This window comes from Alteromonas sp. 38 (assembly GCF_902506055.1).
Classification (GTDB): domain Bacteria; phylum Pseudomonadota; class Gammaproteobacteria; order Enterobacterales; family Alteromonadaceae; genus Alteromonas; species Alteromonas lipotrueae.
Map to the genome: position 1 here is coordinate 1,607,261 of NZ_LR733300.1, position 12,689 is coordinate 1,619,949.

Sequence of the window (12,689 nt, forward strand, 5' to 3'; positions counted from 1 at the left end):
CGCTTAATACAACACAGAAAGTTGAAGGCCAGCTCGCCACAACTCTTGGGGTTGAGGGCCATTTAGATTTTGATATACAGGCTTACTGACATCGGCAACCACTTTTAACCAGTCGATGGGAACAAATGAAATCCCCCCGAACACACTTACTTTTTCTCCGCCATACAGATCAGGATTAGTAATACTTGCAGGGTAGGGGTTGTTACCACCTATCGTGATTTCATCGTCTTGCCCGTGGATAGATTCTGAGTAGCCAAAGGCGACTCCAGTGAACAATGCTGTGCTCTGGGAAAGTGGGAAGTTATATTTTCCACTAAGTTTATAGTTGTTTCCTAGGCGATAGTTCCTATCGTTGGTACCCGTGCGGAGCATGGCTGATAGGGTGATAGTAAATGCGTGCTCGCCCTTATTTTGATAACTCACTTCAACAGGGAAGTCGTAGGTTCCCGAGCCTAGCTGCATTGTGTAGGGAAGTTGTTGATTACCTGCATCTCTAGGCGTATCGCCTTGCTCATCGATGGATCCGGTTGGCAAACTAATTCCCGCTGTTACCCACCAACTAAAATCACTATTGTCTTCTAACGCATAACTTGCTGAAAGCGCAATATCGCCCATGCCTGAAGATGAAATAACAAAATGTTCGTAACCTGGTACTACACTGATATGGTCAGTTTCTTGGTGAATGAAAGGAACTTGAATTCCGAGTTTTAGACCTTCATTTACTTGGTAACCTAGTTGAACAATTTTAGCGTACTGGTCGATAATTGTCGGTACAACAGGAAAGTTGTTTGTAGTTCGTGGTTCTTCACCAGGCGAGAACAACACATCATCGAGACTTATATCGCTATCATCGATTTTATAGCCATCAAATTCTGCGGCTTTTAGTTGTACAGAGAAGCTCCACTTATTCGCTGAAAATTGCTGAGTATCGTTTTCGTTTATATCAATATCAAGCAACGCTTGAAAGCTTAATTCAGCGAATTCTGAAGGTGTACTTTGGGCTAATGCATTAGAGGTAAAAGAAACTAAGCCAAAACTGGCTATTCTCAGAAATGTTCTCATTGATGTGCTCCGAGATTGGCCAAGGGAAAAGTAAACACAAAGAAGAATGCAAAGTATAAGGTAATGCTACACTATTACAAACTTCTAATATACTCGTCAACCAAATATGGGAGCTATTCAACTAATTGATTAGGAAGGAATAAGTTAATAAACAAATGAAAAATTTTCCACCTATTAATAGCCTATTAAGAACGCGTTTCAATTTAATGCAGAAGCCAACCAACAGCTCACAAGTCACGGCCTTTTACGGTACGGGCTAACTAAAAACTAGAACAAGTGAGTTAACCCTTTAAAGCTATAGGCTTAACCCACTCATTATGGTTATTAGAATACGCGGTATGCACTATCGGTGCGAATATAAATAGTCGCTTCTTGCTGACCTTCATTCACTAGTTGATGGTTAAAGGTGCCAGTAGACTCCACATAGCTACCCGCACTTAACGATATAGGTGATGTTACTTCTACTGACTGATAATCTACGTCGCCAGCTATAACGACAGCGCGAAATTCGCTGGCGCGTGTACCAATAGTGCCTTTAAAGCCAGCGGGTAATTTTACCATTGAGCCATTCATATCGCCGGAGCTGCCCCACAAATAAGTAGACGAGACACCCGCTGCAGTTATGTCGTGCAGCTCACCACTGTTAAGCCACACAATGTTGTCTTTATGCAGGTTTAACGGGCGTTCACCATTATCAAAATGCTCATTAGATGGTTGTACCAAATAAGGGCCAGAATCAATTTCTAAATAGATTAAATTGGCGCTGCCGTTTGCTGCTGTGGTGTGATCTTCGCCAGCAGGTTGGGTCCAAAAAGAACCCGCAGGCATCCACATTTTACCTGCACTAGGATCGTCATTATGCATAGCACCTTCAATCACAATGCCGCGATACGTAATATTATGAATATGCGGTGGAGACTCAAAACCTTTATTAAAACGTACTAGCATACCGGTTGCAGTATCTTTAGTGCGGTCGCCCCAAAGGTCTGCTGCGCCTGGGCTCTTATCGCCGCGAAGCGGGTTAAGGTAACCCCATTCAATATCATCTGCTGCTACGACCTTAGATGCTGTTTCTGCGGCAAACGCTGATGTACTTGTAAATGATGTTGAAAGTGACACGGCGCTAGAAAACGCAAGTGCGAGCGATGTTGCTTTAACTGTGAATTTCATTTTTAAACCCTTTAACTTGATTGCTTGGGTGTATTTTATGGGCTGAAAGGCAGTGGATAAATGGGCTAATCGCCAATACACTTTCGTTAAAACGTGGATAATAGTTGCTGTACTTGAAGATATTGATTCGGTTTTAGCTATAATGAAATGAACCTGGCTAAAGTTTATGCCATTGTAGTTACACAACCATAGCGTTAATAAAACTAAATTCTACTAAATAAAAAAGAAGATGTTATGAAGATAGAAGACTTGCAAGTATTGCTCAAGGTGGCAGAACTGCATTCAATAACTGCTGCAGCGAACCAGCTAGACATAAGTTCCTCTGCCGCAAGCGTAGCATTAAAGCGTATAGAGCAAGAGCTTGGCACTCAACTGTTTGTGAGAACTACCCGCAAAATACGATTATCCCCTGAAGGTGAGCGTTTTCTACCCTTATGTCAGCAAGCAGTAGACTTGCTGCAACAAGGTGTTATGCGTATTAGTGAAGAGCAGCAAGACATTAATGGCGAAGTGAAAATGGCCATGTCTTCGGAGATGGGACGTAACCTAATGCGGGTTTTGCTAAACGATATTATGGCGGAACATGAAGACGTATCAGTTAGGTTACAGGTAAGTGACAGCCGTGTGGATTTCTACCGCGACGGGGTAGACGTTGCACTAAGAGCCATGACCAAAAGCGCGGTTCAAGAGCTCAATATGTATGGGTTCAAAATTTGTAATATTCCACACTTTATTTGTGCTTCGCCACGCTATATTGAAAAGTATGGGGAACCTACTAGCCCCGAAGAATTAGCAAATCACAATGCATTGCTTTACAAATTGTACGAGCTAACCCACGACGGTTGGGATTTGTATAAAGACAAAGAGAAATTCAAAGTTAAAGTGAAAAGTAACCGTGCAGTGAATGACGGCGATATTGTGCGCCGATGGTGTGTTGATGGGGTGGGAATCGCAAAGAAATCGGTTATTGATATTGCAGAGGATTTACTGGCGGGGCGCCTTCAGCGGGTTATGCCTGCTTATCAAATTTCCCTAACTGAAATGTGGCTGGTGTTACCTAGCAGACAACTTATAACGCCTGCTATACGGCTAATTAGGGATGAACTGAAGGTGAAAATAAATACGCTTAGAAACGCGCTGATTGAAAAAGAAATGATAAGTGAAGAAGACTGGCCTGCATCAGAATAACCCGCAACAGTAGGATGAATAATTCAGCAGGTAAAAAATTCACGGGTTTTCACGGACTTCCAGTGCTTCAATATTGATAATAGTAGAGCGGTTTAGGGTTATCTTAAATCGCTGTACTTGCTGCTGCTTTTGTTTGTTGGTATGCATCAGCACAACGTTTATTTGATAGCGTCGCTCAACGGCTTGTTTAGCAATTTTGTTGTTTTCTAAAGAATACAGCCTACCTTCACCTTTCTTTAGAAAGCGAACAAAGGGGGTGAGGTTAAAATAAATACGTTGCTGTATGTCGTCGTAACCTGGCAGGAAGTTTTTCGCATTTACGCGAGTGTCGCTGCGAAAATGAAGTAACTGTGCCGCTTGTTTGTTTTGTTGCCTGCGGGTTTGATACAACTTATCAACTTGCTTCGGTAAATCTTTATTGCGAATGTATTCAAGCCAAATAGTTTGGGTGGCTATTCTGCTTTTATTCACACTGTGGCTATAAATAATCTTCCATTTCGGTAGCCCTTTTTGAATACGCCGCCAAATTACCCGCGTAATGTCTTCTTTAAAGATTTCCCTTAGTCCGTAAATAACCCCAAGAATACCTACAAAGGCGACGGTAACTTCAGTGAAGTTAGTACGAGCGTTCAACACCAATACCATCACTAAAGCCATAATAATTGCGGTAACCGTGCCACGCACTAGGCGGTTTAAATAGGTATTCAAACTTTTGGTTTTTTTCTGGAACACCACGCCGTACTCAATTAAGCGCTGTAATAACCGCATTTTGTTAGTAATACGATTGGGATCATCCAGTGTGATTTGTGAATTGTATTGATTATCTTCACGGTATTGGTTCTCACGGCGACAAAAATCGAAAAGAAATTTTCGCTCACTGGAATAATCACTGCTTTTAGGTGCAGCCGATAACAACTTCAAAAATGACTGCTCTACCTGCCAACTTAAATAGTTGTCTGCATTTTCGAAGTAAGCCCTTAATTTTTCATCAGTGGGTGTATAACGCCTGAGCTTTTTCAGCAAACTAGAGGTTTGTTCTGCAAGTTCTATAGCTTGGGGGTAAAAGGTTTTGCTGTCTTTTAACTTGAGGGTTTGTTTTATATCAGTGTCGAGTGCGGTACGTATTTGATACGAGTACAAATTCAAGTTTAAGCGGTAATCACTCTGCTCGCCTTTTTTCTGACTGATAAAGCGACTGCGTACCAGTGGTACATGGAGTTGATCGGAGTAGTAGGCACTGTGATTTTGAATGCTATGGTGAAAATATTGTTCTTCGGTGAGGGTTTTAGCGCTAATTCCCATGTCGTCAGGCAATGAAAAAAACAGGTCAAGACGCTGATGATCGCTAGGTAGCAGCTGATAATCGACTCTAATAGATAGGTTTTCATCTTGTGTAAGTTTAATTTTTTGCACTTAAGTAATTTTCGCCTTGTTTGTCACAGTGTTGCAGCTTCTTACGAAAGTATGCACTAGTTTGGTTTTGTTAAGAAGAATACTAGGGATAATCTAACCCATATAGGGTGGCAATGCATTTTGAAATTATTTGAGGATACTTATTATGCCCATCCATTTAACTAGTACTTATTCCAGGCATGCATAGTATCTAGAACTTTTTTGAGTGTTTAATGAACTGCTTTTAGGTTAGTGCTTAGCGTAATAAATTGTTCGTGTTCAATCTAATCGTAACTTCTAACAGACGAAAGTTTATTTATACCGAAATAACTGGCTCCAAAAATAGTATATAAATCATACTAAATAAAGAAAAGTAAACCAATAAAGCATCAGTTTTTGTGCATTTTGACCTTTTAGTCTGTGCTCAATCAAAGCGTCTTAGATTTAGCTCAAATCATTTTTAAATAAATTCAGCTTTTGTCAACGTTGAATTATTAGTGTTAATCCCTTAGTATTTATTTTTATTGAACGATCAATTAATAAAAAATACACATTTCTCAGATAGAGTTGAATATCTTTCTTAGTCTTCAATACTGAATAGTGCCGTTTGTGGAAACAAGCTTTCAACTAGCAGTTGTAATCTCAAGTGGAAACTTTATCTGTAAACGCTTTATGTATAGATAACGGATTCAAGACGTTAATCAAGCGGTATGTGTGTTACTTCGAGAGATCAGGCCTGCGTAAAGTAGTCTGCACGCCTGACAAAATGAATTTGAACAATGTCAGCATGTTTTAATCTGCTGGCACTTATCAAGATAGGTTTTAATGTGACAACACCGGTTTATCAAAATTTCATTCATGGCAAATTCATCGCCAATAAAAGTGGCGAAACGTTTGCGGTTAAAAACCCTGCTACCGACGAAGTTATTTACCATGTTGAAGTGGCAGACGAAGGGGTGCAACAAGCGGCAATAGCAAGCGCAAAAGAAGGCTTTGCTACTTGGTCTGCTATGACACCGGTTGAGCGTAGCCGTATTTTATTAAAAGCTGTGTCATTGTTACGCGAACGAAACGATGAACTGGCTAAAATTGAAGTTCTAGATACAGGTAAGCCTTGGCAAGAAGCCGAGTGTGTAGACGTTGAAACCGGTGCTGATGTCATTGAATATTTTGCAGGCTTAGCGCCAACGCAAGTGGGTCAACAGCAAATGGTGGGTGACGACTTTTACTACACCCGCAAAGAGCCGCTTGGCATTTGTGCGGGCATTGGTGCATGGAACTACCCGCTACAAATTGCGTGTTGGAAGTCTGGCCCTGCCTTAGCGGCAGGTAACGCCTTACTGTTTAAACCTTCAGAAGAAACACCATTAGGTGCTATTAAACTTGCTGAAATTTTCTTTGAAGCGGGCGTACCAGCTGGCGTGTTCAATGTTGTACAAGGTGCAGCAGAAGTTGGCCAATGGTTAACCCAACACCCAGATATTGAAAAAGTGTCTTTTACTGGCGAAGTCGGTACAGGCAAAAAGGTAGTGGCGAGTGCAGCGGGTTCATTAAAAGACGTCACCATGGAACTTGGTGGTAAATCGCCATTGTTGGTGTTTGAAGACGCCGACGTATCGCAAGCAGTAAGCGCAGCCATGCTGGGTAACTTTTATACCCAAGGTGAAGTTTGCACAAACTGTACACGGGTTTACGTGCATAAATCGGTATACCAAGCCTTTATTGACGAGCTTAAAGCCCGTACAGAACAAAACATAGTTGCTGGCGACCCGCTCGATCCTAACGTGAATTTAGGCGCACTTATTTCTAAAAATCACCAAGATCTAGTGATGAGCTACATCAATAAAGGTGTTGAAGAAGGCGCTACCGTACTAACGGGCGGCACAACGCTTAGCCCTGAATCTGCGCCAAACGGCTACTTTGTGGCACCTACTGTATTTACCGATTGCACCGACGATATGACTATTGTTAAAGAAGAAATCTTTGGCCCAGTCATGAGTGTGTTGGTGTTTGAAGACGAAGCCGATGTTATTCAGCGTGCTAACAATACCCACTTAGGCTTGGCTGCAGGTGTGTTTACCAAAGATATTAAACGGGCACACCGTGTTATCCACAAGCTGCAAGCCGGTATTTGCTGGATAAACAGCTATGGTAATTCACCGGCTGAAATGCCTGTGGGCGGCTATAAGCAGTCTGGTATTGGCCGCGAAAACGGAATTGAAACGCTCGATCACTACACACAGACCAAATCAGTATATGTGGGCATGACCGACATAGAGAGCCCGTTTTAATGAGTAAGCAAGCATATGATTACATCATAGTAGGTGCTGGCTCTGCAGGGTGTGTGTTAGCTAACCGGCTATCAGAAGACGCAAGCCATAACGTGCTTTTGCTAGAAACCGGCAGTAGCGATAAAAGCATTTTTATTAAAATGCCCACGGCATTGTCTATTCCCATGAATAGCGACAAATACGCATGGCAGTTCCACACTGAAGAAGAGCCGTTTCTAGATAACCGTAAAATGCATTGCCCACGAGGCAAGGTATTAGGAGGTTCTTCATCTATAAATGGCATGGTGTATGTTCGCGGCCATGCAAAAGATTTTGATGAATGGGAAGCACATGGCGCACAAGGCTGGAACTACCAAGCGTGCTTACCGTACTTCCAAAAGGCTGAATCTTTCTACCTAGGGAACGACGAATACCGAGGTGGCAATGGGCCATTAGGGGTTAATAATGGCAACGAAATGGCCAACCCTTTATACACCGCCTTTATAGAAGCAGGAAAAGAAGCGGGCTACGCTACAACGGCTGATTATAACGCCGCCCAGCAGGAAGGCTTTGGCCCTATGCACATGACCGTGAAAGACGGCGTGCGCAGTTCGGCCAGCCGTGAATACCTAGACCCGGTTAAATCGCGCAAAAACCTAACGCTTGTTACCGGTGCACTGGCTGAAAAAGTTATACTTGAAGGCAAAAAAGCGGTGGGTGTGCAGTACAGCGTAAACGGTAAACGTGTTACCGCAAAAGCCAATAAAGAAGTGGTGTTAAGCGCCGGTTCTATTGGCTCGCCACACCTTTTACAACTTTCTGGCATTGGCGACAGCGAAACGCTTAAAGCAGCAGGCGTTGACGTTAAGCACCATTTGCCAGGGGTAGGGCAGAACCTACAAGATCACTTGGAGTTTTACTTTCAATACAAGTGCAAACAGCCTATTACGCTTAACGGTAAATTAGGGCTGATTTCAAAAGGCTTAATTGGTGCACGTTGGATGTTTACCCGCAAAGGGTTAGGTGCCACCAACCATTTTGAGTCTTGCGCGTTTATTCGCTCGAAACCTGGTGTTGAATGGCCAGATATTCAATATCACTTCTTACCAGCGGCCATGCGTTACGACGGACGTAGTGCCTTTGATGGCCATGGTTTTCAAGTGCATGTTGGTCACAATAAGCCTAAAAGCCGTGGTGCCGTTACTATTAAAACGGCTAATCCTACCGACGCACCCAAAATTCAATTTAACTACTTGCAGCATCAAGACGACATTGAAGGCTTTCGTGCCTGCGTGCGTTTAACGCGTGAAATCATTGAACAAAGCGCGTTTGACGACTACCGAGAAGATGAAATTCAACCAGGTAAGCATATTCAAACCGATGAAGAAATTGACGCCTTTGTGCGCCAATCGGTTGAAAGCGCCTATCACCCGTCATGCTCGTGCAAAATGGGTGAAGATGCCATGGCCGTAGTGAACTCCAATACGCAAGTGCACGGTATTGAGAGGCTACGGGTGGTGGATTCTTCAATTTTCCCAACTGTACCTAACGGCAACTTAAACGCGCCCACTATTATGGTGGCAGAAAAAGCGGCTGACTTAATACTGGGCAAGCCAGCGCTAGCACATTCACCGGTTAGCGTTGCTACATCAACAAACTGGGAAACGGTTCAGCGTAATTCAACGATTTAATCTGAGCGGCCTACACGTACCAAAAAGGCATTTTTGGTACGTATGAAAAATATAACAACAGGAAGAAAGATGGAGCATTATCGTTTGTTTTGGGGAGGTAGTAATGACCTTATGGCTTAATGCTGGGATCATTTTCACCCTATTGGCCATTGTGGTTATTCTTGTTAAATGGGGAAATGTGAAGTGTATCGGTGTCACGCCGGTTAGGCTTTTCACTTTTATCGCCATTCTATTTACCTCGGGCCTAGACGTTGGCTTGATCATGTTTCCGCTTACCGAGTTCGGTGGCTATGCAAACATAGCAGCGAACCCTGAATACGCCTTTACTAACCCTATCGCGATTGAGTTTGGCTATTGGGGCTTTCTAATATGGGGCTTTTACTTTCTTACCTGTTTTTATTTTTGCGTGGTAGAGCCCAAGGTTAAGTTCTTCGAAATACCACTGGTTAAATTCATTAATAACGTGGTCATTATTGGTACCTGCGCCTTTACCGCGTTTTTACTGTTGTCGAATTTACCCTGGTATTTACCTGCTATCGGCGATGGTGAGTCCATCATACCTACTTTCTATTTCATTGTGTTCGCGGCTATCTGCTTTGCGGTTTACTCCAGCACCGACATTAAATATGTACGGTTATTAAGTATCTCTACAACATGGTTGTTTATCGCGTTAATCGGCTTCATGTGGGCGGGCGCCTTCTTGGGAAATGACAGCCAAATTGCCGCATTTACACATAATTTAGAGCTGATAGGCAGTTACTTTGGAAACATTGAACATTTTGTATTGCCGCTAAACGAATACCATGAGTTTTACTTATTTTGGTGGTTCGCATGGAGCATCATGATTGGGCAGTTTACCTCGCGTTTTGTAGGAGGTTTACGCACCTATCAAGTGCTAGGTGCCATGCTGATATTTCCTTCAATACCTATTGCGGTGTGGTTTAGCGTTATTTATCAATATCACGAAGCTGGCATACCCACCACAGGCTTGAAGAACTTTGCGATGGCCTTCGTAGGGGTTGTGTTTGTCATTAACTCATTAGATTCGCTTATTCGCTTGTATACAGACAACTTAAATTTAACCGTAAAACGCTTCGGAAGGGTTAAGTACATTGCTATGAATGTAGCCATGCTTTCCTTACTAACTCTGCTGTTTAAATTAGAGTTTTTACAAATTCAGTGGGTAGGTGCATTAGTCATCGGCCTATTTTTCAGCTGCGCATTTTTCATGTTTTACCGAAAACCAAAAACCGTAAAAAATATCGATAGTTCTCCTAAAGACAACGAAATAGATTTTACAAAAATAGATTCAGGCTCGTAAAAGCCTCAAATAAAAACATCACTATCTATCTAAAAACACAAAATAAAATAAAAAACACACAACGGGAGTTTTATGAACACTTATGTGCCAAAAAAGCGAAGCTTAATCGCTTTATCTGTACTTGCAGCGACGTCATTAACGTCAATGCATGCGTTAGCTCAAGAAGCTGAAGCGCAAGCAGCTGAAGAAGACAAAGACGTTGAATCAATATTAGTGACTGGGCGTAATGTTTCATACGCTAACAGTGCAACTTCAACAGAAATGAAAAAGCAACAGACCCCGATGACTAGCGCATTGGCACTTATCGACAATTTGCCAGGTGTATTGGTAACTGAAGGCGACCCGTTTGGTTCTGATGAATGGTCTACTACGATTTCAATTCGTGGTTTTCAGGTTAACCTTGACTCTCAGCAAATTGGGATGACCGTTGATGGCATTGCTAACGGTAACTCTAACTACGGTGGTGGTACTAAAGCCAGCCGATATATTGATACTGAAAACTTACGTGGCACGGTAGTTTCTCAGGGGACCGCTGATATTAGCTCTCGTTCGAATGAAGCCCTTGGCGGAACAATGGATTTTACTACCATTAGACCTGCGCTGGACGAGCAATTAACAGTAAGCACCACATTTGCAGAATACAACGCCAGTAAAGTTTATGTTCGTTACGATACAGGCGAGATTGCCCCAGATACGTTTGCATGGCTTTCGTTGTCTACTCAGCAAAATGATGATTACATGGATGGGTCAGTGACTAATACCCGTGACCATTTAGAAGGTAAAATCATCAGCACAATAGGTGAAGTAGACCTTACGGGCTACGTGAGTTACGACGATGCACAAGAATACACTTATCAACGTGTTTATGGGTTAGCCCAGTATGCTCAAAACCCGGAATGGGATGGACTAACTGATACGTGGTCTGGTATTCCTTATCAAGATCAGGTTTTTCGCGAAGGGTGGGTTACCGATCGCGAGAATTTCTTTACCTATCTAAAAGCCGATTTCACAGTGGGAAGTGTTGATTTTAGTACTAACGTTTATTATCACGAAAACGAAGGTGCAGGTAAGTGGAACCCATACTATATTGCCGATGTAACTGATGACGGCGCAGGAAATGCAAATTCTGAATTAAATACGTCAAGCACCGTAAACGGCGGCAGCACCTTAGGCCTAATCTACTTTGTTAATAGTGCTGGCGAAGCCCTTTCACCTATTGATAACTGTGTCAGTTCAATCAGTTCACCTTACGGTGGTGGTGGCGCTGAAGTTGATCCAAATTGCTATGAGCAAGGCGCTATTGCAGTAAGCTCTAATCGTCACACTCATTATAATAAGAAGCGCTACGGTATTAACGGCGATTTCGTATGGAACACAACCATTGCTGATATGGACAACGTAGTTCGTGGTGGTTTTTGGTATGAAGATTATCAGCGTGACGAATACCGCGATTGGCACAAAACCATTGATGCTTCAACAAGCGCTCGCTACGAAAACACCCCTTATTGGATTCAGTACGATCGAGAGTTTCCGGTTGAAACGCTTATGTACTATGTTGAAAACGAACTTGATGCAGGGTTTGCGAAAATTCGTTTAGGGGCAAAGCAGTTTAACGTTGATGTGTCTAAAGAAGACCAATTTACCCCTGAAAATAACTTAAACATATCCTCTGATTCTGATGTACTTATTTCAGCTGGTTTCGTTGCACCATTACCGGTTAACGGTTTAGAGCTTTTCGGTGGATATGCAGAGAACTTTGCAGCGGTTAAAGATGCGGTATTAGAGCGTGACGACACTGATATCAGTACGGTAGAGCCAGAAACCGCAGACAATATCGATTTCGGTTTGCGTTATTCAACGCCAGGATTTAATGCAAGTTTAACGTATTACACGATTGAATTTGAAAACCGCATTACCTTTGTAAGTAACGAAGACGTAAATGGTATCGACTTCTTAGAATCTGCTGCAGGCGGCTACATCAATGACGGTGGTATTGAATCAGATGGTATAGAAGCATCTATTGATTACAACATTACTGATTCATTAGGCATCTATGTTTCATATACTAAAAACGACTCGACTTACACTGACGAAGGCGTTAGCGGTAACACCGTAATCGGTTCACCAGAAGACATGGCCGTAGTTAGTTTTGATTACACCAAAGGTGATTTCTACGCTGGCTTTAGCACAAAATATGTAGGTGAGCGTTTCCTAGACCAAGCTAATACACAAGAAACTGACTCTTACATTGTAAGTGACCTGTATGTAGGTAAAACGGCTTACGACATTGGCGGCAGCATTGATAGCGTGGAGCTAAGCTTTACCGTAAACAATGTGTTCGATGAAGATTACCTTGGTTCCATTGCTGCAAACGCCGGATGGATTGGTGCCCCTCGCATCGCTTCTTTCAACGTACGCGTTGCTATGTAATTAAAGAGGTGTAAAAGCGTTATTCATAGCGCTTTACAATCGAAATAATAAGGCCGCAACCAGACGTACTGGCTGCGGCTTTATTCTTAAATGTTATCACACGGTTTACATACTAACGCGCTATTGTTGTCTTTTTCATGCGCCATTCACTCAAACGACTTGTAT

At 42.5% G+C, this 12,689-nt stretch carries 8 protein-coding genes; 5 read left to right on the plus strand and 3 right to left on the minus strand.

Going from position 1 to position 12,689, the window contains the following annotated elements:
* Positions 1-3 precede the first annotated feature (3 nt).
* Positions 4-1,062, minus strand: a complete 1,059-nt coding sequence (locus FLAVO9R_RS06900; protein WP_159529944.1) for a hypothetical protein — start codon at positions 1,060-1,062, stop codon at positions 4-6.
* Positions 1,063-1,386: 324 nt separating this feature from the next.
* Positions 1,387-2,232 (minus strand): DUF4437 domain-containing protein, encoded by an 846-nt coding sequence (locus FLAVO9R_RS06905; protein ID WP_159529946.1) that lies wholly within the window; start codon positions 2,230-2,232, stop codon positions 1,387-1,389.
* 234 nt (positions 2,233-2,466) lie between these two features.
* On the opposite strand from FLAVO9R_RS06905, the gene FLAVO9R_RS06910 reads away from it, so the two are divergent.
* Entirely contained in the window at positions 2,467-3,420 is a 954-nt protein-coding gene (locus FLAVO9R_RS06910) for a LysR family transcriptional regulator (RefSeq protein ID WP_159529948.1), read from the plus strand.
* 39 nt (positions 3,421-3,459) lie between these two features.
* Here FLAVO9R_RS06910 and FLAVO9R_RS06915 read toward each other — a convergent pair whose 3' ends face one another.
* Positions 3,460-4,833 (minus strand): hypothetical protein, encoded by a 1,374-nt coding sequence (locus FLAVO9R_RS06915; protein ID WP_159529950.1) that lies wholly within the window; start codon positions 4,831-4,833, stop codon positions 3,460-3,462.
* 806 nt (positions 4,834-5,639) lie between these two features.
* On the opposite strand from FLAVO9R_RS06915, the gene betB reads away from it, so the two are divergent.
* The 4 genes from betB to FLAVO9R_RS06935 all read left to right on the plus strand — a co-directional run bounded on the left by betB (position 5,640) and on the right by FLAVO9R_RS06935 (position 12,524).
* Positions 5,640-7,103, plus strand: a complete 1,464-nt coding sequence (gene betB, locus FLAVO9R_RS06920) for a betaine-aldehyde dehydrogenase (protein ID WP_159534459.1) — start codon at positions 5,640-5,642, stop codon at positions 7,101-7,103.
* Positions 7,103-8,773: a choline dehydrogenase gene (gene betA, locus FLAVO9R_RS06925; RefSeq protein ID WP_159529952.1), complete on the plus strand. Its 1,671-nt coding sequence runs from the start codon at positions 7,103-7,105 to the stop codon at positions 8,771-8,773. Before betB ends, betA begins: the two co-directional genes overlap by 1 nt.
* Positions 8,774-8,876: 103 nt before the next feature.
* Positions 8,877-10,094 carry a BCCT family transporter gene (locus tag FLAVO9R_RS06930; protein WP_159529954.1) on the plus strand — a complete coding sequence of 406 codons (1,218 nt, stop codon included), beginning with the start codon at positions 8,877-8,879 and terminating at the stop codon, positions 10,092-10,094.
* Between the two features lie 72 nt (positions 10,095-10,166).
* On the plus strand, positions 10,167-12,524 hold the full coding sequence (locus FLAVO9R_RS06935) for a TonB-dependent receptor domain-containing protein (RefSeq protein ID WP_159529956.1): 2,358 nt from the start codon (positions 10,167-10,169) through the stop codon (positions 12,522-12,524).
* Positions 12,525-12,689 lie beyond the last annotated feature (165 nt).

Bases quoted from the DNA above. Each gene is read 5' to 3' on its own strand.
- FLAVO9R_RS06900 (WP_159529944.1), bottom strand. From the start codon at position 1,062: ATGAGAACATTTCTGAGAATAGCCAGTTTTGGCTTAGTTTCTTTTACC.
- FLAVO9R_RS06905 (WP_159529946.1), bottom strand. From the start codon at position 2,232: ATGAAATTCACAGTTAAAGCAACATCGCTCGCACTTGCGTTTTCTAGC.
- FLAVO9R_RS06910 (WP_159529948.1), top strand. From the start codon at position 2,467: ATGAAGATAGAAGACTTGCAAGTATTGCTCAAGGTGGCAGAACTGCAT.
- betA (WP_159529952.1), top strand. From the start codon at position 7,103: ATGAGTAAGCAAGCATATGATTACATCATAGTAGGTGCTGGCTCTGCA.
- FLAVO9R_RS06930 (WP_159529954.1), top strand. From the start codon at position 8,877: ATGACCTTATGGCTTAATGCTGGGATCATTTTCACCCTATTGGCCATT.
- FLAVO9R_RS06935 (WP_159529956.1), top strand. From the start codon at position 10,167: ATGAACACTTATGTGCCAAAAAAGCGAAGCTTAATCGCTTTATCTGTA.